At 71.0% G+C, this 26,825-nt stretch carries 28 protein-coding genes; 4 read left to right on the forward strand and 24 right to left on the reverse strand.

Going from position 1 to position 26,825, the window contains the following annotated elements:
- Positions 1-5 precede the first annotated feature (5 nt).
- From gatB to ACIQJT_RS25125, 9 genes are all read right to left on the reverse strand, one after another.
- Positions 6-1,520, reverse strand: a complete 1,515-nt coding sequence (gatB, locus tag ACIQJT_RS25085; RefSeq protein WP_402646911.1) for an Asp-tRNA(Asn)/Glu-tRNA(Gln) amidotransferase subunit GatB — start codon at positions 1,518-1,520, stop codon at positions 6-8.
- Positions 1,521-1,535: 15 nt separating this feature from the next.
- The gene (locus ACIQJT_RS25090; RefSeq protein ID WP_123763248.1) at positions 1,536-1,775 is read right to left on the reverse strand and encodes a hypothetical protein; all 240 of its coding nucleotides are present in this window, start codon (positions 1,773-1,775) and stop codon (positions 1,536-1,538) included.
- A complete protein-coding gene (gene gatA / locus ACIQJT_RS25095; protein WP_365460357.1) occupies positions 1,772-3,265 on the reverse strand; it encodes an Asp-tRNA(Asn)/Glu-tRNA(Gln) amidotransferase subunit GatA in 1,494 nt (497 codons plus the stop codon). Before gatA ends, ACIQJT_RS25090 begins: the two co-directional genes overlap by 4 nt.
- Before the next feature lie 5 nt (positions 3,266-3,270).
- Positions 3,271-3,567, reverse strand: coding sequence for an Asp-tRNA(Asn)/Glu-tRNA(Gln) amidotransferase subunit GatC (gatC, locus tag ACIQJT_RS25100; RefSeq protein WP_007384860.1), 297 nt, complete (start codon positions 3,565-3,567; stop codon positions 3,271-3,273).
- A 134-nt stretch (positions 3,568-3,701) separates the two neighbouring features.
- On the reverse strand, positions 3,702-5,927 hold the full coding sequence (locus tag ACIQJT_RS25105) for an EAL domain-containing protein (protein ID WP_365460354.1): 2,226 nt from the start codon (positions 5,925-5,927) through the stop codon (positions 3,702-3,704).
- 273 nt (positions 5,928-6,200) lie between these two features.
- Positions 6,201-8,393: an NAD-dependent DNA ligase LigA gene (gene ligA / locus ACIQJT_RS25110; protein WP_402646916.1), complete on the reverse strand. Its 2,193-nt coding sequence runs from the start codon at positions 8,391-8,393 to the stop codon at positions 6,201-6,203.
- Between the two features lie 15 nt (positions 8,394-8,408).
- The gene (locus ACIQJT_RS25115) at positions 8,409-9,410 is read right to left on the reverse strand and encodes a methionine synthase (RefSeq protein WP_365460348.1); all 1,002 of its coding nucleotides are present in this window, start codon (positions 9,408-9,410) and stop codon (positions 8,409-8,411) included.
- A 51-nt stretch (positions 9,411-9,461) separates the two neighbouring features.
- Positions 9,462-10,151 carry an SDR family oxidoreductase gene (locus ACIQJT_RS25120; protein WP_365460344.1) on the reverse strand — a complete coding sequence of 230 codons (690 nt, stop codon included), beginning with the start codon at positions 10,149-10,151 and terminating at the stop codon, positions 9,462-9,464.
- 23 nt (positions 10,152-10,174) lie between these two features.
- Positions 10,175-10,714: a TIGR00730 family Rossman fold protein gene (locus ACIQJT_RS25125; RefSeq protein ID WP_402646920.1), complete on the reverse strand. Its 540-nt coding sequence runs from the start codon at positions 10,712-10,714 to the stop codon at positions 10,175-10,177.
- 51 nt (positions 10,715-10,765) lie between these two features.
- Between ACIQJT_RS25125 and ACIQJT_RS25130 the strand changes: the two genes are divergently transcribed.
- Entirely contained in the window at positions 10,766-11,089 is a 324-nt protein-coding gene (locus tag ACIQJT_RS25130) for a DUF427 domain-containing protein (protein WP_365460338.1), read from the forward strand.
- A gap of 57 nt (positions 11,090-11,146) precedes the next feature.
- Here the strand turns inward: ACIQJT_RS25130 and ACIQJT_RS25135 are convergent, their stop codons facing one another.
- The 4 genes from ACIQJT_RS25135 to mnmA are packed head-to-tail and all read right to left on the reverse strand — an operon-like array spanning position 11,147 to position 14,405.
- Entirely contained in the window at positions 11,147-11,986 is an 840-nt protein-coding gene (locus ACIQJT_RS25135; RefSeq protein ID WP_402646923.1) for a GNAT family N-acetyltransferase, read from the reverse strand.
- Positions 11,983-12,240, reverse strand: coding sequence for a hypothetical protein (locus tag ACIQJT_RS25140; RefSeq protein ID WP_402646926.1), 258 nt, complete (start codon positions 12,238-12,240; stop codon positions 11,983-11,985). Before ACIQJT_RS25140 ends, ACIQJT_RS25135 begins: the two co-directional genes overlap by 4 nt.
- A 55-nt stretch (positions 12,241-12,295) precedes the next feature.
- Complete coding sequence (locus ACIQJT_RS25145) at positions 12,296-13,228, reverse strand: RNA polymerase sigma factor (RefSeq protein WP_402646928.1); 933 nt, start codon at positions 13,226-13,228, stop codon at positions 12,296-12,298.
- Between the two features lie 52 nt (positions 13,229-13,280).
- Positions 13,281-14,405, reverse strand: a complete 1,125-nt coding sequence (gene mnmA, locus ACIQJT_RS25150; RefSeq protein WP_402646931.1) for a tRNA 2-thiouridine(34) synthase MnmA — start codon at positions 14,403-14,405, stop codon at positions 13,281-13,283.
- 60 nt (positions 14,406-14,465) lie between these two features.
- Here mnmA and ACIQJT_RS25155 point away from each other — a divergent pair, with 60 nt between their 5' ends.
- Positions 14,466-15,131, forward strand: a complete 666-nt coding sequence (locus ACIQJT_RS25155; RefSeq protein ID WP_402646934.1) for an N-acetylmuramoyl-L-alanine amidase — start codon at positions 14,466-14,468, stop codon at positions 15,129-15,131.
- A 23-nt stretch (positions 15,132-15,154) separates the two neighbouring features.
- On the opposite strand, the gene ACIQJT_RS25160 is transcribed toward ACIQJT_RS25155, so the two are convergent.
- The 4 genes from ACIQJT_RS25160 to ACIQJT_RS25175 form a co-directional block, all read right to left on the reverse strand.
- On the reverse strand, positions 15,155-15,391 hold the full coding sequence (locus ACIQJT_RS25160; protein ID WP_402647041.1) for a DUF1304 family protein: 237 nt from the start codon (positions 15,389-15,391) through the stop codon (positions 15,155-15,157).
- A gap of 168 nt (positions 15,392-15,559) precedes the next feature.
- Entirely contained in the window at positions 15,560-16,729 is a 1,170-nt protein-coding gene (locus ACIQJT_RS25165) for a cysteine desulfurase family protein (protein WP_402646936.1), read from the reverse strand.
- A gap of 65 nt (positions 16,730-16,794) precedes the next feature.
- Positions 16,795-17,061: a hypothetical protein gene (locus tag ACIQJT_RS25170; RefSeq protein ID WP_053846954.1), complete on the reverse strand. Its 267-nt coding sequence runs from the start codon at positions 17,059-17,061 to the stop codon at positions 16,795-16,797.
- Between the two features lie 35 nt (positions 17,062-17,096).
- Positions 17,097-17,261, reverse strand: a complete 165-nt coding sequence (locus tag ACIQJT_RS25175; protein WP_007384847.1) for a hypothetical protein — start codon at positions 17,259-17,261, stop codon at positions 17,097-17,099.
- 133 nt (positions 17,262-17,394) lie between these two features.
- On the opposite strand from ACIQJT_RS25175, the gene ACIQJT_RS25180 reads away from it, so the two are divergent.
- On the forward strand, positions 17,395-18,021 hold the full coding sequence (locus ACIQJT_RS25180; protein WP_365460311.1) for a TetR family transcriptional regulator: 627 nt from the start codon (positions 17,395-17,397) through the stop codon (positions 18,019-18,021).
- A gap of 94 nt (positions 18,022-18,115) precedes the next feature.
- Here the strand turns inward: ACIQJT_RS25180 and ACIQJT_RS25185 are convergent, their stop codons facing one another.
- Entirely contained in the window at positions 18,116-18,481 is a 366-nt protein-coding gene (locus tag ACIQJT_RS25185; protein WP_402646941.1) for a hypothetical protein, read from the reverse strand.
- Positions 18,482-18,652: 171 nt separating this feature from the next.
- Positions 18,653-19,507, reverse strand: coding sequence for a thioesterase family protein (locus ACIQJT_RS25190; RefSeq protein ID WP_402646943.1), 855 nt, complete (start codon positions 19,505-19,507; stop codon positions 18,653-18,655).
- 146 nt (positions 19,508-19,653) lie between these two features.
- On the opposite strand from ACIQJT_RS25190, the gene ACIQJT_RS25195 reads away from it, so the two are divergent.
- Entirely contained in the window at positions 19,654-20,874 is a 1,221-nt protein-coding gene (locus ACIQJT_RS25195; RefSeq protein WP_402646946.1) for an alpha/beta hydrolase, read from the forward strand.
- Here the strand turns inward: ACIQJT_RS25195 and ACIQJT_RS25200 are convergent.
- The 5 genes from ACIQJT_RS25200 to ACIQJT_RS25220 all read right to left on the reverse strand — a co-directional run bounded on the left by ACIQJT_RS25200 (position 20,783) and on the right by ACIQJT_RS25220 (position 26,819).
- Positions 20,783-21,439, reverse strand: a complete 657-nt coding sequence (locus ACIQJT_RS25200; protein WP_402646948.1) for a trimeric intracellular cation channel family protein — start codon at positions 21,437-21,439, stop codon at positions 20,783-20,785. The two genes, ACIQJT_RS25195 and ACIQJT_RS25200, sit on opposite strands and share 92 nt — an antisense overlap.
- A gap of 108 nt (positions 21,440-21,547) precedes the next feature.
- Complete coding sequence (locus ACIQJT_RS25205) at positions 21,548-22,909, reverse strand: ABC transporter ATP-binding protein (RefSeq protein ID WP_402646950.1); 1,362 nt, start codon at positions 22,907-22,909, stop codon at positions 21,548-21,550.
- Complete coding sequence (locus ACIQJT_RS25210) at positions 22,906-23,997, reverse strand: ABC transporter ATP-binding protein (protein ID WP_053846961.1); 1,092 nt, start codon at positions 23,995-23,997, stop codon at positions 22,906-22,908. Before ACIQJT_RS25210 ends, ACIQJT_RS25205 begins: the two co-directional genes overlap by 4 nt.
- Complete coding sequence (locus ACIQJT_RS25215; RefSeq protein WP_020139913.1) at positions 23,994-25,001, reverse strand: ABC transporter permease; 1,008 nt, start codon at positions 24,999-25,001, stop codon at positions 23,994-23,996. Before ACIQJT_RS25215 ends, ACIQJT_RS25210 begins: the two co-directional genes overlap by 4 nt.
- Before the next feature lie 69 nt (positions 25,002-25,070).
- Entirely contained in the window at positions 25,071-26,819 is a 1,749-nt protein-coding gene (locus tag ACIQJT_RS25220; RefSeq protein ID WP_365460292.1) for an ABC transporter substrate-binding protein, read from the reverse strand.
- Positions 26,820-26,825: the final 6 nt, after the last annotated feature.

The raw sequence follows: 26,825 nt of genomic DNA on the forward strand, positions 1-26,825 counted from the left end.
CAGCCTCAGCCTTCGCTGACGCCCAGCTTCTCCAGGATCAGCTCCTTGACGCGGGCCGCGTCGGCCTGACCGCGGGTCGCCTTCATGACCGCGCCGACCAGGGCGCCGGCCGCGGCGACCTTCCCGGAGCGGATCTTGTCGGCGATGCCCGGGTTGCCGGCGATGGCCTCGTCGACGGCGGTGCCGAGGGCGCCCTCGTCCGACACGACCTTCAGACCGCGCTTCTCGACGACCTCGTCCGGGGCGCCCTCGCCCGCGAGGACGCCTTCGATGACCTGGCGGGCCAGCTTGTCGTTCAGGTCACCCTTGGCGACCAGCTCGGTCACCCGGGCGACCTGCGCCGGGGTGATGGCCAGTTCGTCGAGCGCCTTGCCGGACTCGTTGGCGCTGCGGGCGAGCTCGCCCATCCACCACTTGCGGGCGGAGGCCGCGTCGGCTCCGGCGTCGATGGTGGCGACGATCAGGTCCAGGGCACCGGCGTTGAGGATCGCCTGCATGTCGAGGGCCGTGATGCCCCACTCGGCGACGAGCCGGTTGCGGCGCACCAGCGGCAGTTCGGGCAGGGCCGCCCGGATCTCCTCGACCCACTCGCGCGAGGGGGCCACCGGCACGAGGTCCGGCTCGGGGAAGTACCGGTAGTCCTCGGCCTCCTCCTTCACACGGCCCGAGGTCGTGGACCCCGTGTCCTCGTGGAAGTGCCGGGTCTCCTGGACGATCGTCCCGCCGCTGCTCAGGACGGCCGCGTGCCGCTGGATCTCGAAGCGGGCCGCGCGCTCCACGGACCGCAGCGAGTTGACGTTCTTCGTCTCCGAACGGGTGCCGAACTTCTCGGTGCCGTGGGGGCGCAGCGACAGGTTCACGTCGCAGCGCATCTGGCCCATCTCCATGCGGGCCTCGGAGACGCCGAGCGCCCTGATGACCTCGCGCAGCTCACGGACGTAGGCCCGCGCGACCTCGGGAGCACGCTCGCCCGCGCCCTCGATCGGCTTGGTGACGATCTCGATGAGCGGGATCCCGGCGCGGTTGTAGTCGAGCAGGGAGTGCGAGGCGCCGTGGATACGGCCCGTCGCGCCGCCCACGTGGGTCGACTTGCCGGTGTCCTCCTCCATGTGGGCGCGCTCGATCTGCACCCGGAAGGTCTCGCCGTCCTCGAGCTGGACGTCGAGGTAGCCGTTGAAGGCGATCGGCTCGTCGTACTGGGAGGTCTGGAAGTTCTTCGGCATGTCCGGATAGAAGTAGTTCTTCCGGGCGAAGCGGCACCACTCGGCGATCTCGCAGTTCAGCGCGAGACCGATCTTGATCGCCGACTCCACGCCGGTCGCGTTGACGACCGGGAGGGCGCCGGGCAGGCCGAGGCAGACGGGGCAGGTCTGCGTGTTGGCGTCCTGACCGAGCTCGGTCGAACAGCCGCAGAACATCTTGGTCTTGGTGCCGAGTTCGACATGGACCTCGAGGCCCATGACGGGGTCGTACGACGCGAGAGCGTCCTCGTACGACACCAGGTCGGTCGTGGTGGTCACGGTGTAACTTCCCTCTCAGCCCAGCAGGACGTCGTCGTCGCCCAGCCGCTTCAGCTCGCGGTACAGGACGGCGAGGCCGGTGACGACGGCGACGGCGGCCACGGTCGCGTCGATCAGGACCAGCGTGTCGTTCTCGGCGCGCGCCTTCCTGAGCCGCTTGGCGACACCGATGGCGCCGAACGCCGTGGTGGCGATGGACAGATACGTGCCGGACTTGGACTTCTTGAAGTCCTTCGCCTTGGTCAGCTTGCTCACAGCGACGGTGCCTCCTCCAGGAGCGGGTGGCCCCACCTTTCCACGAAGGCGGCCTCGACGGCGGCGCCGACCTTGTAGAGGCGGTCGTCCTTCAGGGCCGGGGCGATGATCTGCAGACCGACCGGGAGGTTGTCCTCCGGGGCGAGGCCGCACGGCAGCGACATCGCCGCGTTGCCCGCCAGGTTGGTCGGGATGGTGCACAGGTCGGCCAGGTACATCGCCATCGGGTCGTCGGCGCGCTCGCCGATCGGGAAGGCGGTGGTCGGGGTCGTCGGCGAGACGATCACGTCGACCTGCTCGAACGCCTTCTCGAAGTCGCGCGTGATGAGCGTGCGGACCTTCTGCGCGGAGCCGTAGTAGGCGTCGTAGTACCCGCTCGACAGGGCGTACGTGCCGAGCATGATCCGGCGCTTGACCTCGGGGCCGAAGCCCGCCTCACGGGTGAGGGAGGTGACCTCCTCGGCCGAGTGGCTGCCGTCGTCGCCGGTCCTGAGGCCGTAGCGCAGGCCGTCGAAGCGGGCGAGGTTGGAGGAGCACTCGGAGGGCGCGATCAGGTAGTACGCGGACAGCGCCAGGTCGAAGGACGGGCAGTCCAGCTCGACGATCTCGGCGCCCAGCTCCTTGAGGAGGGCGACCGACTCGTCGAAGCGCTGGATGACGCCGGCCTGGTAGCCCTCGCCGCGGAACTGCTTGACGACACCGACGCGCATGCCTTCGACGCTGCCGTTGCGGGCGGCCTCGACGACCGGCGGGACGGGCGCGTCGATCGACGTCGAGTCCATCGGGTCGTGTCCGGCGATGACCTCGTGCAGCAGCGCCGCGTCCAGGACCGTACGGGCGCAGGGCCCGCCCTGGTCGAGGGACGAGGAGAAGGCGACCATGCCGTAGCGGGAGACCGCGCCGTACGTCGGCTTGACGCCGACCGTGCCGGTGACGGCGGCCGGCTGGCGGATCGAGCCGCCGGTGTCGGTGCCGATGGCGAGGGGGGCCATGTGCGCGGCCAGCGCGGCCGAGGAGCCGCCGCCGGAGCCGCCGGGGATCCGGGTGAGGTCCCAGGGGTTGCCGGTGGGGCCGTAGGCGCTGTTCTCCGTCGACGACCCCATGGCGAACTCGTCCATGTTGGTCTTGCCGAGGATGACGACGTCGGCGGCCTTCAGCCGCTTGGTCAGGGTCGCGTCGTACGGCGGGATCCAGCCCTCGAGGATCTTGGAACCGACGGTCGTCGGGATGCCCTCGGTGGTGAAGATGTCCTTCAGCGCGAGGGGCACACCGGCCAGCGGCCCGAGCTTCTCCCCCCGCTCGCGCTTCTCGTCGACGGCACGGGCCTGCGCCAGCGCGCCCTCGCGGTCGACGTGCAGGAAGGCGTGCACCTTCTCGTCGACGGCCTCGATACGGGCCAGGTGGGCCTCGGTGACCTGGACCGCGGTGAGCTCGCCGGAGGCGATCTTCTCGGCGGTCTCGGCGGCCGTGAGCTTGATGATGTCCGTCATGGCGGTCAGTCCTCCCCCAGGATCTGCGGCACCTTGAAACGCTGCTGCTCCTGGGCCGGGGCGCCGGAGAGCGCCTGCTCGGGGGTGAGCGACGGACGGACCTCGTCCGCCCGCATGACGTTCGTCAGCGGGAGCGGGTGCGAGGTCGGCGGTACGTCTTGGTCGGCGACCTCACTGACGCGTGCGACCGCGCCGATGATGTCGTCCAGCTGTCCCGCGAAGTGCTCGAGCTCTTCGGGCTTCAGCTCCAGACGCGCCAGCCGTGCGAGGTGGGCGACCTCCTCGCGCGTGATGCCAGGCATGCAGCGATCCTCTGGGGTGAGTGCGTGTGGTTTGGGGCCAATCCTATGGGTCACGGCCGGATGGCCGTTAAACGGTTTCCCGCAGCCGACGGCAACGGGTGGCCCCATACCGCGACAAAGGATGCCTGAGGCGGTCACTCGGCCGCGGGGAGCGCCGCCCTCGGCCGCTGCCAGCCCCGCGACCCCCGGGCCAGCAGCCAAGCCGTCGTCTCCTCCGGGGGCATCGCCGCGGCGACCAGCCAGCCCTGTACGGCGTCGCAGCCCATGTCGCGCAGGCGCTCCCAGGTCTCGTCGTCCTCGACACCCTCCGCCACGACCAGCAGGCCCAGGGAGTGGGCGAGGTCGACCGTGCAGCGGACGATCTCCGCGTCCTCGGTGTCGACGGCCAGCTTGGCCACGAAGGAGCGGTCGATCTTCAGTTCGCTGACGGGGAGGCGGCGCAGGTGGACCAGGGAGGAGTAGCCGGTGCCGAAGTCGTCCAGGGACATCTTCACGCCGTGCCCGGTCAGCGCGGCGAGGGTGTCCCCGGCCCGGGAGGGGTCCTCGAGCAGGACGTGCTCGGTGATCTCCAGTTGGAGCGCTCCCGCCGGGACGCCGTGCCGGGCGAGGCGCGCGGCGACCGAGCCGGCGAAGCCGGGGGTGTGGACGTCACGCGGGGAGACGTTGACCGCCACCGGCACGTGCAGGCCCTGTGCGCGCCACTCGGCGACCTGGGCGAGGGCTGTGTCGAGGACGTACTCGGTGAGGTGCGGCATCAGGCCGGACGACTCGGCGATCGCGATGAACTCGTCCGGCGGCACCTTGCCGCGCTCGGGGTGCACCCAGCGGACGAGGGCCTCCAGGCCGGCGACCTGTCCGTCGAAGCGGACCTTGGGCTGGTAGTGCAGTTGCACCTCGTGCGCGTCCAGCGCCCGGCGCAGATCGCCGAGCAGCCCGAGCCGGTCGGGGGTGTTGGAGTCCCGCTTGGACTCGTAGACCTCCACGCCCGTGCGGTCCCGCTTGGCCTGGTACATCGCCACGTCGGCCCGCCGCAGCAGGCCCTCGGCGTCCACGGCGTGGTCGGGGAAGACGGCGACCCCGGCGCTGGCCTCCAGGACGAGGGTGAGTCCGTCGAGGTCGAGCGGGGAGCTGAGGGCGGCGACCAGGTTGCGGGCGACCCGGGTCGCGGAGGTCGTGGAGTCGGCGACCGGCAGCAAGACGGCGAACTCGTCCCCGCCGAGCCGGGCCGCCTCCGCGCCGCGCGGCAGCGCGATCCGCAGCCGGTCGGCGATCTGCAACAGGAGCCGGTCGCCGGCGAGATGGCCCAGGGTGTCGTTGACCGAGCGGAAGCGGTCGAGGTCGATGAGCATCAGGGCGGAGCGGGCGCCGATGCGCTCGGCGTCGTCCAGGGCGGACCAGATGCGCTCCAGGAGCCACTGGCGGTTGGGCAGTCCGGTCAGCGGGTCACGGAGCTGTTCCTCGGCGCGGGCGCGGGCCATCCACAGGGTGGAGTCGAGGGCGATCAGGGGGATCGCGAACAGCGGGAGCAGCACCGGCTTGGCGGTGGCGACCACGCACACCAACGGGGCGATGCCGAGCAGGGCGACCGCGACCAGGCCCTGTCTGACCAGGGCGGTGCGGGCCACGGTGGGCAGACCGGCGTGGCGGGCGGAGTGCAGGTACCAGCTCAGGATCCGGGTGACCGCGAGGTAGGCCACGGCGACCAGGACCACCTCGGGGCCGGTGTAGAAGGTCCAGGTGTCTGGGTTCCAGGGGGTCTCGACGGACGGCGACTGGCCGAACGCGGCCAGGACCAGGGCGCCGGCGGCTATGCCGAGGATGTCCACCGCGCCGTGCAGGATGCCCTGCCGCCAGCGGTGGCGCCTGGCTATGCCGACCAGCAGGACGACGGTGAGGCTGACCATGCCGGCGGGCACCCAGCCGTACAGCACCAGGACGGCGAGGGTCAGGGCGGCGCCCGAGCCGGTGCCGCCCCACCAGCGGGCCCGGCCGAGGGCGACCAGGTGGCCCACGATGACGCCGGTCAGCACGGCCAGCGACCAGCCGACGGTGCCGGACGGGAAGAGCGCGTGGCCGCCGGTGAAGGCCCGGTAGAAGCCCGCGCCCAGCACGAACCCGGCCGCGGCGACGACCGCCGTGGGCAGTGCGGGCCAGGACAGATGGCGGTCGGGTTCGGCTTCCGGCACACCGGGGACACGCTCGACGGTGAGCTGGGTGGCGCCGCCGGTCGCGGTGTACTGCCCGGCACGTCCTTCCGCGCCCGGATGCTCCGAAGGCCGCCCGGACCACCGGCTCGTCCGCCACGCCTCGGCGAACCGGCGCAGCCGTGAGTCCGGGGCGGCGCTCTCGGTCGGTTCCATTCCCGTCCCTCTCACAGCCGGCGGTGCCCACGCCACGCGGCTCGTTCGCCCGACAAGAACCCTCGGCGGCGCCGCGTTGGTAAACCCTTCCCCCCGCTCATCAGGAGCAAGGGAATGCCCCGACCGCGGCTGGGCACGGCAGGCGCACATCTCAACAGTAGGCCGCAGAAGGCTTCCACGGGCAACGGTCGCCGACGGTTGCCCGAATGCGCCCCGGCCACCCGTATGCATCTGGTATGCGCCGATCGGGTGGCCTTCAACCGCGGCTCCTCGCTACTCCTCCGTGGGGAGGGCCACTTCGGCGGCCGCTTCGGGGCCCTGTTCGAGCAGGACGTCGAAGCCGTCCTCGTTCAGAACTGGCACCTTGAGTTGCATCGCCTTGTCGTACTTGGAACCTGGATTGTCACCCACGACGACGAAAGACGTCTTCTTCGAAACCGAACCGGTCACTTTCGCCCCTCTGGACTGCAGGGCCTCCTTGGCCCCGTCGCGGGTGAAGCGCTCCAGGGTGCCGGTGACGACCACGGTGAGCCCTTCCAGGGGACGCGGACCCTCGTCCTCACCCGAGCCCTCCTCCTCCATGCGCACGCCCGCGGCCTTCCACTTGCGCAGGATCTCCTGGTGCCAGTCCTCCGCGAACCACTCCTTGAGGGACTTCGCGATGATCGTGCCGACGCCGTCGGTGTTCGCCAGCTCCTCCTCGCTCGCCTGCTCGATGCGGTCGATGGAGCGGAAGTTGCGCGCCAGCGCCTCGGCGGCGACCGGGCCGACATGGCGGATCGACAGACCGGTCAGGACCCGGGCGAGCGGGCGCTCCTTGGCGGCCGCGATGTTCTCCAGCATGGCGACGGCGTTCTTCTTGGGCTCGCCCTGCTGGTTGGCGAAGACCGTGACGACCTTCTCCTCGCCGGTCTTCGGGTCACGCTTGGGCAGGCCGCTGTCCTGGTCGAGGACGTACGCCTTGATGGGCAGCAGTTGTTCGACGGTGAGGTCGAACAGGTCACCCTCGTCGCCCAGCGGCGGGTCGGCGGGCTCCAGCGGCTTGGTGAGCGCGGCGGCGGCGACGTACCCGAAGTGCTCGATGTCCAGCGACTTGCGGCCCGCGAGGTAGAACAGGCGTTCGCGGAGCTGGGCGGGGCAGGTGCGGGCGTTGGGGCAGCGCAGGTCGACGTCGCCCTCCTTCATGGGCCGCAGCGGTGTCCCGCACTCGGGGCACTCGCTCGGCATCACGAACTCCCGCTCGCTGCCGTCCCGCAGATCGACCACCGGGCCGAGGATCTCGGGGATGACGTCACCGGCCTTGCGCAGCACCACGGTGTCGCCGATGAGGACGCCCTTGAGCTTGACGACGTCCTGGTTGTGCAGGGTGGCGAACTCGACCTCGGAGCCCGCCACCGTCACCGGCTCGACCTGGGCGTACGGCGTGACCCGGCCCGTACGGCCCACGCCCACGCGGATGTTGATGAGCTTGGTGTTGACCTCCTCGGGCGCGTACTTGTACGCGATCGCCCAGCGCGGGGCGCGGGAGGTGGAGCCGAGGCGGCCCTGGAGGGGGATCTCGTCGAGCTTGACGACGGCCCCGTCGATCTCGTGCTCCACGGAGTGGCGGTTCTCGCCGAAGTAGGCGATGAACTCCCGGACGCCGTCGAGGCCGTCGACGACCTTGTTGTGCTTGGCGGTGGGCAGGCCCCAGGACTTGAGGAGGTCGTAGGCCTGGGAGAGGCGGGTCATGCCCTGGAAGCCCTCCAGGACGCCGATGCCGTGCACGACCATGTGGAGGGGGCGGGTGGCGGTGACGCGGGGGTCCTTCTGGCGCAGTGAACCGGCCGCCGCGTTGCGCGGGTTGGCGAAGGGCTTGTCGCCGGCCTCGACCAGACGGGCGTTGAGCTCCTCGAACTTCTCCATCGGGAAGTAGACCTCGCCGCGGATCTCCACGAGGTCGGGGACCTTGTCGCCGGTCAGACGGTCCGGGATCTCGGCGATCGTGCGGACGTTGGGCGTGATGTCCTCGCCGGTGCGGCCGTCGCCACGGGTGGCCGCGCGGACGAGGCGGCCGTGCTCGTAGGTGAGGTTGACGGCGAGGCCGTCGACCTTGAGCTCGCACAGCAGGTGGTAGTCGGTGGTGCCGACGTCCTTCGCCACCCGCTCCGCCCAGGCCGCCAGCTCCTCGTCACTGAACGCGTTGTCCAGGGAGAGCATGCGGGAGGGGTGCTGGACGGAGGTGAACTCGGTCTCGTACGCCCCCGCGACCTTCTGGGTCGGCGAGTCCGGGGTGCGCAGCTCGGGGTACTCCTCCTCCAGTGCCTCCAGGGAGCGCAGGAGCTTGTCGAAGTCGGCGTCGCTGATGACCGGCGCGTCGTTCACGTAGTACCGGAAGCGGTGCTCCTCGATCTGCTCAGCGAGCTGCGCGTGCTTCTCCCGTGCCTCGGCGGGCACCGTCGTCTCCGCTTGCTTGTCGCCGGCCACCGTGTTGTCCTCCCGTTACTCTGGGTTGTCCGCGAGGGATCTCGCCGCCTGGGCGCAGTGGGCGAGGGCCCTGCGCGCGTACTCCGGGGAGGCCCCCGCGAGTCCGCACGACGGGGTGACCGTGACCGCCTCCGCGAGAAGTCCCGGATGCAGCCCCAACCTGCGCCACAACGTCCTGACACCCATGACGCTACCGGCAGGGTCTGACAATGCCGTGTCCGTGCCCGGTACGACACCGGCGAAGAGCCTCGTGCCGCCTTCCACCGCCTCCCCGATCGCGTCGTCGTCACGCTCGGTGAGGAGCGAGAAGTCGAAGGAGATCGCCGCCGCGCCCGCTCTCCGCAACAGGGCGAAGGGGACGTCCGGTGCGCACGAGTGGACCACGACGGGGCCGTCCCCGTGAACCCCGACGACATCGCGCAGTCCGGCCTCCACGACCTGCCGGTCCACGGCCCGGTGGGTCCGGTACCCGCTGGCGGACCGCACCTGCCCCCGCAGTACGGCGATGAGGGAGGGCTCGTCGAGCTGGAGCACGATCCGCGCGCCGGGGACCCGCTTGCGGACCTCCTCCAGGTGCAGGCCCAGTCCCTCCGCGAGCGACGCGGTGAGGTCCCGGCAGGCGCCGGGGTCGGAGAGGGCGACCTCGCCGTTGCGCAGTTCCAGCGCGGCGGCGAGCGTCCAGGGCCCGACGGCCTGCACCTTCAGCTGCCCCTCGTACCCCTGGGTGAACTCCTCCAGCGCGTCGAGGTCCTCCCCCAGCCAGGACCGCGCCCGCCTGGTGTCCCGGCCCGGCCGGTCCCCGAGCCGCCAGCCGCTGGGCTCCACGCGCGCGTACAGCTCGACGAGCATGCCGGCGGTCCGGCCGATCATGTCGGCGCCGGGACCGCGGGCGGGCAGTTCGGGCAGGAAGGGGAAGTCCTCGAAGGAGCCGGTGGCGGTCCTGGCGGCCTCCCGGACGTCACCGCCGGGGAGGGAGCCGATGCCGGTGGCGGGGGCGAAGGTGAAGTCTGCGGTCACGTACGAAGCCTACGCAGGCGCGCGCCGACGGTTCTCGCCCCCACCTGGCCGTCAGCGACCCGGGCGGACCGTCAGGTCGTTGATCTCCGCGTCCCTCGGCAGGTCGAGCGCCGTCAGGATCGCCGTGGCCACCGACTCGGGGTCGATCCACCGCGAGGGGTCGTAGTCCTTGCCCTCCTGCTGGTGGACCTTGGCCTGCATGGGGCTGGCCGTGCGGCCGGGGTAGACCGAGGTGACGCGCACGCCGTTGCCGTGCTCCTCGTGGCGCAGGGAGTCCGCCAGGGCCTTCAGGCCGTGCTTGGAGGCGGCGTACGCGGACCAGTCGGCGTGGGCGGCGAGGCCCGCGCCCGAGTTCACGAAGACCACCTGGCCGCGTGCCGCCCGCAGTTGGGGCAGGAAGTGACGGGTCAGCTCGGCCGGGGCGATCAGGTTGACGTTCAGCTGGTGACGCCAGGACTTCGGGGTCAGGTCGCCGACCGGGCCGAGGTCGACCACGCCCGCGACGTGCAGCAGGGAGTCCACCCGGTCCGGCAGCGTCTGGTGCGAGAAGGCCCAGCTCAGCTTGTCGGGGTCGGCAAGGTCCCCGACCAGGGTCCGCGCGCCGGGGAACTGCGCCGCCAGCTCCTTCGCACGGCCCGCGTCACGCGCGTGCAGCACGAGTTCGTCCCCGCGCGCGTGCAGCCGCCGGGCCACCGCCGCACCGATGCCGGAGCCCGCTCCGGTGATCACATGTGTAGCCATGCCGCCATGCTCGCATCACGGCGTCACCGGGTACCGAGCGACTCCTCCAGGTACGCCAGCGCCCCCACCGGCTCCTCCGCGAAGAACACCAGCTCGGTGAGCGGGCGGGGCAGGAAGCCCTCGTCCTCCATGCGCCGGAACTGCTCCTTCAGCCCGTCGTAGAAGCCCGCCGTGTTCAGCAGGACGACGGGCTTCTCGGTGTGCCCGTGCTTCTTCAGCTCCAGGATCTCGGTCGCCTCGTCGAGGGTGCCGGTGCCGCCCACCATGATCACCACGGCGTCGGCCTTCTCCAGGAGCAGCTTCTTCCGTTCGGCGAGGTCCTTGGTGATCACCATCTCGTCCACGCCCGGACGGACCTTGGCGGACAGGAACTCCACGGAGACCCCGACCAGCCGTCCGCCCGTCTCCTGGACCCCGTCCGCGACGACCTTCATCAGGCCCACGTCCGAGCCGCCCCACACGAGGGTGTGGCCGCCCTTGCCGAGCAGTTCCGCGAACTCCCGCGCGGGGCGCGTGTAACGGTCGTCGAGGTCGGCGGCGGAGAGGAAGACGCAGATTCGCATGAGGTCACCGTACGCGGGAAGAACCGGGCGCCCGCGAGCGCTCCTTCAGGTATGGCCGAAGGACACACGATCACCATCGAGCAAGTCGACCAGCGCGTGCGCGTGGTGCACGGCGACCAGGTCCTGGCGGAGAGCGAACGGCCCCTCGTGCTGCGCGAGACGGGCTGTCCGCCGCGGTACTACCTCCCCGCCGAGGACGTGCGGCTCGACCTGCTGACCCCCTCCGACACCCACACCTACTGCCCCTTCAAGGGGACCGCGTCCTACTGGTCGCTGCCGGACGCGCCGGACCTGGTGTGGTCCTATCCCGAACCGAAGCCCGCCGTCGCCGAGATCAAGGACCACCTCTGCTTCTACGAGGTCGACGTGTCCTGACCGGCCGACGAGTCGCCGCGTACGGCGCTCTTCCCAGGCATCGACGAGACGGGGCCGTCAGCGTTCGCGCCAGATCCATGTGACACGCTCATACAGCGGTTCGAAGCCGGTGCGGAGCATGTTGTGCAGGGATGTGTTGTGCTCGCCGACGGCTTCGGCTCCGGTCTCGGCGACGAGCCATCGGCAGCCCGCTGCCCGGGCGGCCCGGGCGCGGGCGGTGAGCAGTGCGGACTGGGCGCCGCGTCCGCGTCCTTCCGGGAGCGTCGCTCCGCCGAACACGTCGGCGCACTCGCCGTTGACGAAGATGCTCCCGACCGCGATGATCCGCTCGCCGTCCCGGACCGCGTACTGGTGCCAGTTCGGCCTGCCCACGCAGGACGCCGCCATGTCGATCATGCCTGGCGTGGTGAACCCGAAGGTGGTCATCATGACCGTGGCCCACTCGTCCGCCTGATGGGGTTCGACCGGCTCGACGCGCAGCCCGGGATCGAGTGCCGCGACGCCGTCGGGCGCGGACAGCGCCGTCTCGATGTCGCATCCCAGTTTGACGAAGCGGCCGCCTTCGGTGAGGTTCAGTTCACCGGCGGTCGAGGCCCAGTCGGCCGGCAGCAGCGGCGGTGCGATCATGAACTGGCCCTGGGGCACACCCTGCTCGCGGTAGAAGTCACAGACCTGCGCCGCGACGTCCGCGGTGATCGGCACGTCCGCGCCGAATCCGCCGGCGCGGTTGAAGAAGCGGCTCGGGTCCTCGCGGACCGCGAGAGCCAGCGCCGAGCCGATACGCAGCGAACCGATGCCGAGCGAGTCGCGCACCGGTGTGGGCGCGCCGGCCGCGAAGTCGGCGTACGCCTCGATCTCCGTCTGCTCGGCCAGGCCGACGGGCACGGTGGTCGTCATGCCGTCCTCCCCGTCTCTCGGTGGTCGACGAAGTCCGCATCGTGTGTGCCGACGAGACGGTTCGGGTCGTAGTGGTCGACGGCGAACTGGAGAGCGCCGAAGTCGCCGTGTGCGCGGCCTGGGCGGTGCCCGTCCGGCAACAGATCGCCGGCGCCGACCGGGCCGACCGGGCGCACGCCGGGGTCCTGGGAGTGCACGACGACGGTCCTGGCCTCGCCCTCAGGGCTCCCGGGACTGTGTTTCATGGTGTTCATACCCGCACGATGCGGTGAGGGCGGGAAAAGTTCGCCCGGTCGCCGAAACTCTTTTTCAGCGGCGGCGCGGGTGGAACAGGCGCAGCTTGCTGACGCGGCCCTGGTGCAGGAAGTGCACCCAGACGACGCCGGGCGGACAGTGGAACGGGTCTTCCGGTGGGTTGCGCAGAGCGGCCTCCCAGATCACCACCTCGCGGCCGGCCACCACGTTCAGCAGTTCGTGGCGTACGCCGTCGGACAGGTCACGGTCGAAGGCGGTGGGCAGGTAGTCGATGCCCGTGTGTCTGCCGGTCGGCCATGTCACGTCCGCCTGTGGGGACCACCATTCGGACAGGGCCGAGGCGAACTGGCCACCGTGCGCGGACACCAGGGTCTCCTCGGCCAGCCGTCGATGGAGTCCGTTCCGGACCGTGGCGTCGTCGTGGACCCTGTCGGCCGAGCCCAGCAGCGCGCCGACCATCTTCGTGCGCGCCTGGTTGAGCCGGCTGCGCACCGTGCCGACCGGCATCTCGCACAGCGCCGCTATCTCCTCGTAGGACGTGACGTCGGTGAAGTAGCGCAGCATGGTCACCAGCCGCAGCCTCGGGGACAGCTCCTCCAGCGCGCTCCACACCCAGTCCCGCAGCGCGTGCCGGTCGAGCACCTCGGCCGGGTCGGGCGGACCGTCCGACCGGTCCATCAGAACGGCCCCCGCGACTTCGGCCACGGGAACCGCGGACATCCTGCGCAACTGGGCGCGGCACACATTGCGCACCACCATCCGCAGCCACGGGCCGACCGCGTCCGGGTCCCTCACGTCACCGAAACGGCGCAGCGCGATGAGCGCCGCCTCCTGAACGGCGTCCTCGGCGTCCTGGCTGTGGCCCAGCAACGCCAGTGCGACCGCGTACATGTGCGCTCGGTGCCTGGCGAGCAGCAGACCGAGCGAGCCGGCGTCGCCGGCCTGCGCGGCGCACACCAGATCGAGGTCACGCGGAGCCCCGCTCACCGCTTCACCGATCCCCTCGCCCGGACAGACGGCCCATTGCTCGCGGCCGGTGTCAGGCCACGCCCGCCGTCGCCCGTACCGTCGACGCGATCGTGGCCGAGCCCACCACGCGGGTGTCGTCGTACAGGACGATCGCCTGGCCGGGGGCCACCCCGCGGACGGGCTCCGCGAACGTCACGCGCAGCTCGCCGTCCACCAGCTCCGCGGTGACCTCGGTCTCGCCGCCGTGGGCGCGGAGCTGGGCCGTGTAGGTGCCGGGACCGGACGGGGCCGCGCCGCACCAGCGGGGCCTGATCGCGCTCAGGGCGGTCACGTCCAGGGCGGCGGCGGGGCCGACCGTCACCGTGTTGTTCACCGGGGAGATGTCGAGGACGTAGCGCGGCTTGCCGTCGGCGGCCGGGGTGCCGATGCGCAGCCCCTTGCGCTGGCCGATCGTGAAGCCGTACGCGCCCTCGTGGGTGCCGACCTTGGCGCCGGACTCGTCGACGATGTCGCCCTCCGCCTTGCCGAGGCGGGAGGCGAGGAAGCCCTGGGTGTCTCCGTCGGCGATGAAGCAGATGTCGTGCGAGTCGGGCTTCTTGGCGACCGCGAGGCCGCGGCGCTCGGCCTCGGCGCGGATCTCGTCCTTGGTGGTGACGGTGTCGCCGAGCGGGAACAGGGCGTGCGCCAGCTGCCTCTCGTCCAGGACGCCGAGGACGTACGACTGGTCCTTGGCCATGTCGGAGGCGCGGTGCAGTTCGCGGGAGCCGTCCGCGAGGGTGACGACCTTCGCGTAGTGGCCGGTGCACACCGCGTCGAAGCCCAGCGCCAGCGCCTTGTCGAGCAGCGCGGCGAACTTGATCTTCTCGTTGCAGCGCAGGCAGGGGTTGGGGGTGCGGCCGGCCTCGTACTCGGCGACGAAGTCCTCGACGACGTCCTCGCGGAAGCGGTCGGCGAGGTCCCAGACGTAGAACGGGATGCCGATGACGTCGGCGGCGCGGCGGGCGTCGCGGGAGTCCTCGATGGTGCAACAGCCACGCGCGCCCGTGCGGAACGATTGCGGGTTCGCGGAGAGCGCGAGGTGGACGCCGGTCACGTCGTGGCCGGCTTCGGCGGCACGGGCGGCGGCGACGGCGGAGTCCACTCCTCCGGACATGGCGGCGAGAACGCGAAGGGGGCGCTGCGTGGTGTCAGTCATAACCCCTCAAGAGTACGGGGACGCGGGAACCGGGGCCGCCGGGTATCCGTTGACGACCACATGGGGGCGACAGAGGGTTCCAGGGACACCGACCGGCGCATCGGCCGGCGGGCGCTGATCGTCGGCAGCGCGGCGGCCGCCGTGGGCTCCGCGGTGCTGGCCCGGGACGAGCTGGCGCGGCTGTGGTGGCGGGCGCCGGGCGTGGAGAAGCCGCGGGTCGAGGGCGCGGTCGACTTCGGCGGCGCGCAGTGGGTGGCGGCCTCCGACGCGAACTGGCGGCGGGCGGACCGGCCCGACGACTACGGAATAGACATGGTGGTCATCCATGTCACCCAGGGCAGTTTCGCCAGCGCGGTGAAGGTGTTCCAGGACCCGGGGCACGGGGCGGCCGCGCACTACGTGGTCCGCAAGGACGGGCACATCACGCAGATGATCCGCGAGCTGGACGTGGCGTACCACGCGGGCAACCGCGCCTACAACGAACGCAGTGTGGGCATCGAGCACGAGGGTTTCGTGGACCGGCCCGAGGACTTCACGGACGCGATGTACGCGGCCTCGGCCCGGCTCACGGCCCGGATATGCGCGCGCTACGACATCCCCGTGGACCGCGAGCACGTCATCGGCCATGTGGAGGTGCCGGGGACGGACCACACCGACCCGGGCGAACACTGGGACTGGGAGCGGTACATGAGACTGGTGCGGCAGGCGCGCACGGCCTCCGCGTAGGTGCGGGCCCCGGGCCGCCGACGCTAGAGGAGGGCGGCGGCCACCAGGGCCAGGGCCGGCGGCACTCCCTGGCCCAGGGCACCGCGCCACAGCCGCGGAAAGGACGCGGCGAAGGCGAGCGCGGAGGCCACGAGGGACGCGCACAGGTAGAGGATCAGCGTGCGGCCCGCGGTGGGTTCGCCGGCGTGCAGCGCGACGACCCCGGCGACCAGGCCGAGTCCGAGGAGCAGGTTGTGGACGGCGACGCCCGAGCGCCACAGGGTGACCTCGGGGGGCGTCGGCGGCGGATGTGGTGAGGAAGACGCGCACGGCCGTGCGGTCGTGGAAGAAGCGCTCGAGCGTGCCGACCACGAGGTGGGTCAGGGTCGCGAGCAGGGCGAGGACCTGGGATGCGGGGTTCACGCCCGGAGTGTCCTGCGGCCGGGCCGCTACGTCAGCCCCGCCGCGCGGGCGCGTTCCACCACCGGGCCGATGGCCTTCGCGACCGCCTCGACGTCCGCCTCGGTGGAGGTGTGGCCGAGGGAGAAGCGCAGGGTGCCGCGGGCCAGGTCGGGGTCGGTGCCGGTGGCCAGCAGGACGTGGCTGGGCTGGGCGACGCCCGCGGTGCAGGCGGAGCCGGTGGAGCACTCGATGCCCTGCGCGTCCAGCAGGAGGAGCAGGGAGTCGCCCTCGCAGCCGGGGAAAGTGAAGTGGGCGTTGGCCGGGAGGCGGCCGCCCGGCTCCGGGTCGCCGCCGAGGATCGCGTCCGGGACCGCCGTACGGACCGCTTCGACCAGGGCGTCGCGCAGGGCGCCGATCTCGGTGGCGAACCACGCGCGCTGTTCGGCGGCGAGGCGGCCGGCCACCGCGAAGGAGGCGATGGCGGGGACGTCGAGGGTGCCGGAGCGGACGTGGCGCTCCTGGCCGCCGCCGTGCAGGACGGGGACGGGGGTCCACTCGCGGCCGAGGACGAGCGCCCCGATGCCGTACGGGCCGCCGATCTTGTGGCCCGAGACCGTCATCGCGGCGAGGCCGGAGGCGGCGAAGTCGACCGGGACCTGGCCGAAGGCCTGGACCGCGTCGGCGTGCAGCGGGACGCCGAACTCGGCGGCGACGGCGGCGAGTTCGCGGACCGGCAGGATGGTGCCGATCTCGTTGTTGGCCCACATCACCGTGGCCAGGGCGACATCGGCGGGGTTCTGGGCGATGGCCTCGCGCAGGGCGTCGGGGTGGACCCGGCCGTGCTTGTCGACCGGGAGGTACTCGACCGTGGCGCCCTCGTGCTCGCCGAGCCAGTGGACGGCGTCGAGGACGGCGTGGTGCTCGACGGGGCTGGCGAGGACCCGCGTCCTCGCGGGGTCCGCGTCGCGCCGGGACCAGTACAGGCCCTTCACGGCGAGGTTGTCGGCCTCCGTGCCGCCGGAGGTGAAGACGATCTCGCTGGGCCGGGCGCCGAGCGCCTCCGCGAGGGTCTCGCGGGACTCCTCGACCGTGCGGCGGGCCCCGCGGCCGGAGGCGTGCAGGGAGGAGGCGTTGCCGGTGACGCCGAGGTGCGCGGTGAGTGCCTCGACCGCCTCGGGGAGCATCGGGGTGGTCGCGGCGTGGTCGAGGTATGCCATGGTGACGCCGATTCTACGGGTCGCGGGTGCGCGTCCTCAGTCCAGGACCGGCCGGTGCCACGGCCTCAGAAGCTCCAGGACGGCGTGTTGTCGAACTGCATGAAGGCCACCAGGACCAGCAGGTCGGCCACACCGAGGCCGAGGCCGAGGTAGGCGCGGCCGCGGCGGGCGGTGCCGCGCCACAGCGCGACCGAGGCCAGGACGATGGCGATCGGGCCGAGGAAGACGTTGAGGACGAGAAGGCCGAGGAGGCCGAGGACGAAGGACGCCACGGCCATGCCGTCGGCGTCGCGGGCGCCGGTCCGGCGGCTGGCCTGCGCGGTGAGCTGCATGGTGATCAGTGCTCCTGGGGACGGTCGGGCGGCGGTCAGTGGGCCGAGGTGCGGCGGCGGGCGTGGCGCTCGCGGAGCGCGAAGATGCCCAGCCAGGCGGCGATCACGACGGCGGCGACGGCGGTGAAGGTGAGCGGCGCGTGGGCGACGGTGCCCAGGACGACGCCGAGCAGCATGAGTGCGGCCACGAGGAACAGCATGGGACGGATCCCCCTCCGGTTCGGCTGTCGTTACGTTTGGGTGAACAGTTGTAGTTACAGTTGTTCACTGAATTGAGAGTCTAGCGCGTCGTACGGCTTTCCAATTACGGAGAACAGTTGTTAACTGGATGATATGAGTCACACCCTCGGTATCCGGCAGGCACAGAAGCAGAAGACCCGGCAGGCGCTCCTGGACGCGGCGTTGGCCCTGCTGGAGGAGCAGAGCCTGAGCAGCCTGGGCCTGCGCGAGGTCACGCGTGCCGTCGGGGTCGCGCCGACCGCCTTCTACCGGCACTTCCGCTCCACCGCGGACCTCGGGGTGGCCCTGGTCGAGGAGGCGCTGGGCAGCCTGCACCCGATGATCCGGACGACGGTGTCCACGGCCGACGACCACGGTCAACGCATCAAGCGCGCTATCGAGTTGATCGCCGGTCATGTGAACGCGTACCCCGCTCATGTCCGCTTTATCGCCCGGGAGCGACATGGCGGGGTCCAGCCGGTCCGGGAGGCCATCCGCGACCAACTGGCCCGGTTCGGGCAGGAGGTGAAGGAAGAACTGGCCAAGGACCCGGTGTCCGAGGGCTGGAGCGACGAGGACCTGCTGATGCTGGCCAACCTCTACGTCGACCAGATGCTGATCACGGCCTCGCTGTTCCTGGAGACCCTGGAGGCGCCCCCGGAGGAGCGGGACCGGGTCTGCCAGGTGGCCGAGCGCCAGATGCGGCTGATCGGCATCGGCCGCGAGCACTGGCTGGACTGAGCCCCTCGGAGCGAGGCCGACACCCAGGGGCGGCACCCCCGTTCACCGGGAGTGCCGCCCCTGCCGTACGACGTCCCGCGCCGCGTCCGCCTCGTCAGCTCCGCGTCGCCGCCGCGCTCGGCGCTCCGCTCGGGGCCGCGCCGCCCGTACCGCCCCCGGGTCCGCCGCAGCCGCCGGGGCCGCCCTGACCACCCTGACCACCGCCGGGGCCGCCGCTGGGCATGCCGGAGGGGTTGCCGCCGGGCGCACCCGAGGGCCGGGCGGTCCCGTCGGCCGTCGGGGCACCCGAGGGGACGCCGCTGGGCACGCCGGAGGGATTGCCGCTGGGGGCCTGGCAGTTCCGCTGCCCCGAGGTGCCGCTGTCCGAGGTCGACGACGAGCCGCCCGGGCCGCAGGCCGCCAGGGCCAGGGACGAGAGCGCCAGCAGGGCCACGGCGGGGAGGAGACGCACACGCTTCATGAGAGACAGCTCCAGGGAGGATGAGGAAGTCCTGAGGCCGGGAACTCTCGCAACGCCCCCTGGGACTGCGGTGAGTTGGGCCTGTCCCCCGCCTGTGCGGCAGGCAGAGCGCGACCAGAACCGGGCCCTCAGCTGCTCGGCGTCCTCACCTCGCCGGGCCCGGGGCGCCGCTCAGCCCAGCCGCACCCGCGCCAGTTGCCTCGACTGGGCTACCAGTCGGTCCGCGGTGTCCCAGACCTCGGCGTCCTCCTCCAGGAAGCCGCCGGCGAGGTTGCGGGTGGTGATGGAGACCCGCAGGGGGCCCGGGGCGGGGCGGCACCGCACGTGCACGGTGAGCTCGACCGTCGGGACCCAGCCCTTGAGGCCGAGTTCGAAGGCCGTGGGCGGGAGCGCGTCCACCGCGAGGAGCAGGGAGAGGGGGTCGGCGTCCCGGCCGTCGGCGAGGCCGAACCAGGACCGCATCTCGCCCTTGCCGGACGGGGCGCCGAGGGCCCAGCCGAGCGTCGAGGGGTCCAGCTTGAGCATCAGCCGGTCGGTGATGGCGGAGCTGCCGTCGACGGGAGCCGGGCCGTCCTCGGGGCCGAAGCACTGGTCCATGGGCGGGATCGCAGGCGGCCTCGCCGTCGTCCGGACGTCGTCGGGCAGGGCGTCGAGGTCGCCGTAGGAGGCGAGGACGCGGATGCGTTCGACCTCGCGGCCCTCCTCGTCGTACTGGAAGAGCGAGGCCTGGCCGGTGGAGAGGGTGCGGCCGGCGCGGACGACGTCCGTGCGGATCACCGCCGGTCCGGGCTGGGACGCGGTCAGGTAGTGCGCGGAGACGGTGAACGGGTCGGCGTGCGGCAGGGCGTCGGCGAAGGCGCGGCCCAGGACCGCCAGGAGGTAACCGCCGTTGACGGCGCTGATGATCGTCCAGCCCGCGGAGAGGTCGATGTCGTAGACGCCGGGCGCCCGGCGGGTGACCGCGGTGTCCCGGTCGAACTCGCTGTCCCCGATCGTGGCGCGTGTGGCGGAGGCTGCTTCTGGCATGCCTGAACGCTACAACAAGCAACTACTAAGCGGTAGCTTTGCCGTCGTCCCGTCTCGCTCCGGCCAGGGTGAGACCCGTGCAATTTCTCGGTAAGTGTCCGCACTCGTCCGTAAACCCCCGCTGCCGCCGCCCCCTCTACAGGGACATGAGCCTCACCGGGACCGCGTTCCTCTACACGCTGATCGTGCTGTCCGTCGTCGCCGTCGTGCTGCCGCTGACCCTGTGGTCACGGCTGCGGGGACCCCGGATCGCCCGCGCCGCCGCCCGCGTGGTGATGGTGCTGTTCGCCCAGGGCACGGCCGTGGCCCTCGTCTTCGTGCTGGTCAACAACCAGAACAACCTGTACGACAACTGGGCCGACCTGCTCGGCACCGGCGACCACGTCCAGCAGGCCGCGAACCTGGGCGCCGACGGCACCGGCGGGATCTCCCTGAAACGCCTGCCCAAGGTGAAGCAGCACTTCTCCGAGGTGTCCGGGCCCGGCATGAAGGGCGTACGGGTCACCCAGCTCAAGGGCCGGGTCTCGGGGGTGAACGCCGAGGTCTACGTCTGGCTGCCCCCGCAGTACCGCGAACCCGCCTACCGGCACCACAGGTTCCCCGTCGTGGAGCTGCTCTCCGGCTATCCGGGCTCGGCGAAGGCCTGGTTCGGCTCGCTGCACGCGGTGAGCCGGCTCCAGCCGCTCATGCGGGACGGCAGGGTGGCGCCCTTCATCCTGGTCGCCCCGCGCATGAACCTGCTGGCCGGCGTCGACACCGGGTGCGCCAACATCACGGGCACGGTGAACGCCGACACCTGGCTCAGCGTCGACGTGCCGAAGATGGTCACCGACAACCTCCGCGCCCGGTCCGGTCCGGCCGGCTGGGCGGTGGCCGGGTACTCGGCGGGCGGGCACTGCGCGACCAAACTCGCCGTCGCCCACCCGAACCGCTACCGGGCCGCGGTCAGCATGTCCGGCTACAACGACCCGATCGGCGAACGCAGCTCCCTGGCGGCCGAGACCCCCGCCCTGCGCCGCGCCAACAACCCCTACGTACTGCTGCGCGAGGCCCGCACCCCGCCCGCGGTCGCGCTCTACGAGTCCGGCCAGCCGGGCGACGGCTACGAGGCGGCCATGGGCCTGGAACAGGTCGCGAAGGCGCCGACGACCGTGCACGTGGTCTACGTCCCGAAGAGCGCGGGCGGCCACAACATGGCGCTGTGGCGGCCGCAGGTGGTCCCGGCCTTCCGCTGGCTCACCGAGGAGATGGGGCTGCTGCACGGCCGGGCGGGCGCTACTCCTCACGCACGGTCGACCGGCGGTTCCACGCCCGCGGAGCTCGCCAGTGGAACCGCATCGCGAGCAGGCGCAGTACGAAGGCGGTGAGCGCCGCGAGCCCGCTGGTGAACGGCGTGAGGGTGCCGTAGCGGATGCACAGCACGACCATGGTGGCGCCGACGATCGCCGGGACCGCGTACAGGTCCCGGTCCCAGCGCAGCAGTGAGGGCACCTCGTTGGCGAGCACGTCCCTGAGCACACCGCCGCCGACGGCGGTGGCGAGGCCGAGGGTCGCCGACTGGGTGAGGCCGAGCCCGTACTCGTACGCCTTGGTCGTCCCGGCGACGCAGAACAGGCCGAGCCCGGCCGCGTCGAAGACGTTCACGCCGGCCTGGATGCGCTCCACGTGCGGGTGCAGGAAGAAGACCAGGAGGGCGGCGAGCAGCGGGGTGATGAAGTAGCCCAGGTCCGTGAAGGCGGCGGGCGGTACCGCGCCGATGATCAGGTCCCGGAACAGCCCTCCGCCGAGCGCGGTGACCTCGGCGAGGACGGCGATGCCGAAGACGTCGAAGTTCTTGCGGACGGCCAGCAGCGCGCCGGAGATGGCGAAGACGAAGATGCCGACGAGGTCGAGCGTGTGCTGGACGGAGGGCGTGAACAGTTGCTGGAGCACACCGCATTGTCCCGCACGGCCTGTTGCGGGATGCGCCGAGCGGGAGGGCGACGGACTGCTCCGCGCTCTCCCGCTCGGGGGTGCAGGACCTGGCCTGCTCGTCATGCCCTACTTGTCGGCCGGGTCCTCACGGTCGGCTTCCGGTTCCGTGCTCGACTCGCCGGTCTTCAGCGGAGCCGCGGGAGCGGTCCGCGCGCCCGGGCCCGTCTTCGCGGCCGTGGCCTCGACGTCCGCCGCGGCCTCCGGCTCCGGCTGCTCCGCCGAGTCCGCCGCTTCCCCGGCGGCCTTGGCGTCGGCCTCCTTGCCGCCCGGCACGGATCCGGCCACCGCCGCGACCGCCGCCGAGGTCTCCGCCGACTCGGCCAGGACCTCCTCGGCGACCAGCTCGGCCGCCTCCTTGGCGACCGACAGGAGCACGGTGTCCTGCGGGGCCTGGTCCTCGAAGTTCTCGGGGTGGTGGCAGGCGACGCGCTGGCCGGGACGCAGCTCGACCAGCTGCGGCTCGGTGGTCTTGCAGATCTCCGTGGCCTTCCAGCACCGCGTGTGGAAGCGGCAGCCGGAGGGCGGGGAGATCGGGGACGGGACGTCGCCGCGCAGCAGGATGCGCTCGGACTTGCCGCCCCGGCGCTTGGGGTCCGGCACCGGGACCGCCGACATCAGGGCCTTGGTGTACGGGTGCATCGGCGCCTCGTACAGCGAGGTGCGGTCGGCGAACTCGACGATCTTGCCGAGGTACATCACGGCGATGCGGTCCGAGACGTGCCGCACGACGGACAGGTCGTGCGCGATGATCACGTACGTGAGGCCGAGCTCCTCCTGGAGGTCGTCCATCAGGTTCACGACCTGCGCCTGGATCGACACGTCGAGCGCCGAGACCGGCTCGTCCGCCACCACCAGCTTGGGCTTGAGGGCCAGCGCTCGCGCGATGCCGATGCGCTGGCGCTGACCGCCCGAGAACTCGTGCGGGTAGCGGTTGTAGTGCTCGGGGCTCAGGCCCACCAGCTCCAGGAGGCGCTGGACCTCCTTCTTCACCCCGCCCTCGGGCTCCACGCCCTGGAGCCGGAAGGGCGCCGAGACGATGCCGCCGATGGTGTGCCGGGGGTTCAGCGAGCCGTACGGGTCCTGGAAGATCATCTGGATGTCCCGCCGCAGCGGACGCATCCCGGCGGTGTTCAGCCGTGTGATGTCCTGGCCCTCGAAGTGGATCGTGCCGCCGGTCGGGTCCTGGAGGCGGGTGATGACCCGGCCCATGGTCGACTTGCCGCAGCCCGACTCGCCGACCACGCCGAGGGTCTCGCCCTTGCGCACCTCGAAGTCGATGCCGTCGACCGCCTTGACCGCGCCGACCTGGCGCTGGAGGACGCCCTTGCGGATCGGGAAGTGCTTCTGGAGGCCCTCGACCTTGAGCAGTACCTCGCGCTCGTCGGGGGCGGTCGTCACGTCCGCGTCCGTCTTCTTCGTCTCACTCACAGCTTCGGCGCAATCTCTTCGGTCCAGATCCGCGTGCGGTCCTCCGGCGAGAGGTGGCACGCGGACCAGTGCCCGCCGCCGACCTGCTGGAGCTCCGGGCGCACGGTACGGGTGACATCGCCCTTGGGGATGTCCGCGTACGGGCAGCGGGGGTGGAAGGCGCAGCCCGAGGGGACGTTGATGAGGCTCGGCGGCTGGCCCTTGACGGGAATGAGCCGCTCGGAGGTCTCCCGGTCGATGCGCGGCATCGAACCGAGCAGGCCCCAGGTGTACGGGTGCTGCGGCCGCTCGAAGACGTCGTCGACGGTGCCGCGCTCCACGCACCGGCCGCCGTACATCACGAGGACGTCGTCGGCGATCTCGGCGACCACACCCAGGTCGTGGGTGATGAGGACGACCGCGGAGCCGAACTCCTTCTGCAGGTCCCGGATCAGGTCGAGGATCTGCGCCTGGACGGTGACGTCGAGGGCGGTCGTCGGCTCGTCCGCGATGAGCAGCTCGGGGTTGTTGACGAGCGCCATGGCGATCATCGCGCGCTGGCGCATACCGCCGGAGAACTCGTGCGGGTAGCTGTCGACGCGCTTGCCGGGCTCGGGGATGCCGACCCGGTCGAGCATCTCGATCGCCCGCTTGCGCGCGGTCTTCTTGTTGACGTCGTGGTGGACCCGGTACGCCTCCACGATCTGGTTGCCGATCGTGTAGTACGGGTGCATCGCGGACAGCGGGTCCTGGAAGATCATCGCCATCTCGCGGCCGCGCAGCCGGCGCACCTCGTCCGGGTCGGCGGAGACCAGCTCCTTGCCGCCCAGCCAGATCTCGCCGGACATCTGCACGTTCTTGCCGCGTGCGCCGAGCCGGTGCAGACCCATGATCGCCAGCGAGGTGACGGACTTGCCGGAGCCGGACTCGCCGACGATGCAGAGGGTCTTGCCCTTCTCCACCTGGAAGCTGAGCCCGTCCACGGACTTGACCAGTCCGTCGTCGGTCGGGAAGTGCACCTTGAGGTCGCGGACCGCGAGGAAGGCGTCGGGAGCGTTGCCGGGCGCGGGCTCGCCCAGAGCGGCGCCGGTCTTGGAGAGTTCGGTCACGAGAGCCTCACCCGCGGGTCGGCGGCGGCGTACAACAGGTCCACCAGGAGATTTGCGACTACGACGAAGATGGCGGCCAGCAGGGTGACGCCGAGGATCGGGGGCAGGTCGTTGTCGGTGATGCCCTGGACCGCGTACTGACCGATGCCGGGCAGCGAGAAGACGGTCTCGGTGATCACGGCACCGCCGAGCAGCAGACCCAGGTCCATGCCGAACACGGTGATGATCGGCGTCAGCGCTGCCCTCAGGCCGTGCCGGCCGACCACGTTGCGCTCGCGCAGGCCCTTGGCGCGGGCCGTGCGGATGAAGTCCTCGTTCATCGTCTCCAGCATGCCCGAACGGGTCAGCCGGGCGTAGATGGCGGAGTACAGCAGAGCGAGCGAGCACCAGGCCGGGAAGAGGGTGTTGGCCCACTGGGCCGGGTTCTCCGTGAACGGCACATAGGTGCGGCCGAAGATGGGCCACTGGTAGGTGAAGAGCAGCAGCGCCAGGTTGCCCGTGAAGAACATGGGCAGCGAGACACCGGCGAGCGCGACGCCCATGAAGCTGCGGTCGAAGAAGCTGCCGGGCTTGAGCGCGGAGATCACACCGATCACCACACCGGAGACCAGCCACAGCACGGCGGCACCGAGGGCCAGCGACGCCGTCACCGGGATGCGCGAGGTGAGCTGCGGCCAGACCGCCTCGTGGGTCTTGAAGGAGTAGCCGAAGCACGGCGCGTCGCAGTGCGCGGTCGTGGGACCCAGGTTGTAGGTGGCCCCGGACACGACACCCTTGATGAAGTGCCAGTACTGCAGGTACAGCGGGTCGTCCAGACCCAGGTTCTGCTTGACCGCGAGGATGTCGGCCTTCGACGGGCTCTTGCCCAGGTACTGCTGCGCGAGCTGGTCGGCGGTCTGGCCGGCCATCCGTGGCAGCAGGAAGAAGATCGCGAAGGTGACCGCGGTGACGACCAACAGCAGGATCACTGCCGCGAACGTCCGACGGAGGATGTACGAGATCACGGGGACCGGCGCTGGTGCCCGTGGGCCGCGAAGCCCACGGGCACCAATGCCTTCACCTGCCTTCCGGGGCTACTTCTTGGTCGTGCCGATGTTGAGGTAGTCGTACTGACCGCTGAAGGCCGCCGTGGACACCAGGTTGGTGAAGCCGGCCGGGCGGTACAGCAGGACCTTGAAGTAGGTCAGCGGGACCAGCGCCGCCAGGTCCATCGCACGCTTGTCGATCTGGGCGTACAGGGCGTTGCGCGCCGTGTCGTCCTCGGTGGCGATGGCCTTCTCCAGCATCTCGTTGATCTGCTTGTCGTTCAGGTACGAGAGGTTGGTGTTGCCGGAGGCACCGATCGCGTCACCGTGCAGGATCTGCTGGAGGAAGCCGTAGCCGGAGGGCCAGTCGGCACCCCACTGCATCATGTGCAGACCGATGTTCTGCTTCTTGTCGAAGGTCGGCACACCGGCGTAGTCGGTGAAGTACTTGCCCGACGGGTACTGCTTCAGGCTGGCGTTGATGCCGACCTTCTTCAGCGAGGCGATGATCGCGGTGGCCGCGTCGATCTCCTGCGGACGGTCGCTGCGGGCCGAGATGTTGGTGTTGATGCTCGACTTGCCGCAGGCCTTCAGCTGCTCCTTGGCCTTGGCCGCGTCGCCCTTGTTGCCGGTGGTCGCGTAGACGTCCGCCTTCTCGTAGCCCGGGATGTCCGGCGGCAGGACGGTGGTGGCGATGTCACCGCGGATCGGGCCGCCCTCGGCGGTCTGCACGGAGACCTTGTCGATGGCGTACTGGACGGCCTTGCGGCACTCGACCTTGTCGAACGGCGCGACCTGGGTGTTGATCGCCATGTAGACCAGACGGCCACCGTAGGTGTTGTCCGTGTTCGACTTCAGGTTGGCGTCGTTGACGACCTTGGCCTGGGTCGCGGCCTGGACACCGGTACCACCGAGGTCGATCGCGTCGCCGGCCTGGACGTCCTGGTCGATCGTCTCGGCGTTGACCTTCAGCTTGACGACGATCTTGTCCGGGTACTGCTTGCGCAGCGGGTCGGTCTTCGCGTCCCAGTTCTCGTTGCGCACGAGGACGGCCTGCTGGCCCTCCTTGTAGCTCTGGAACTTGTAGGAGCCCGAGGAGACGATGCTCTTGACGTAGTCGACGCCGGTGTCCTTGGACTGCGGCACCGGGGCCGTCTGCGGCGTGGCGACCAGGTAGTCGAACTCCTGGAAGGCGCGGTTGAGCTTGAAGACGATCGTGTTGTCGTCCGGCGTCTCGATGGACTTCAGGCCCTCGGCGCTCTTGTCCTTGTAGGGACCCTTGTACTTGTCGCCGCCCTGGAGGAACTGCTGGAAGTAGTTCGGGCCGAGGGAGAGCACGTCACGCGCGAAGTTCGAGCGCTCGACGGCGTACTTGACGTCCTTCGAGGTGATCGGCGTGCCGTCCTGGTACTTCAGACCGGAACGGATCTTGTACGTCCAGGTCTTGCCGCCGTCGCTCGGCTGGCCGGCGCTCTCGGCGAGGTCCGGGACCAGCTTGTTGCCCTCCTCGCCCGCACCGGGCGCGAAGGTCATCAGCGGGCGGGCGTAGAGCCGGCTGAGGTTGTACATGTAGGCGTAGTACGTGTTGCCGGGGTCGAAGGAGTCCGGGACGTCGGAGTACTCGTACGTGACCGTCCCACCCTTCTGGGTGGAGGCGTTGACGACACCCTTGGTCGCTGCGTTGGCCCCAGCCGACTTGTTTTCGTCTCCACCGTTGTCATCGGCCTTGCTGCAAGCCGAGAGCAACAGGCTCGCACTGCCGATGGCCGCCACTGCGGCCAGCGCTGACCTTCGCATGATGGT

The sequence above is a fragment of the Streptomyces sp. NPDC091972 genome (assembly GCF_044756385.1).
GTDB lineage: Bacteria > Actinomycetota > Actinomycetes > Streptomycetales > Streptomycetaceae > Streptomyces.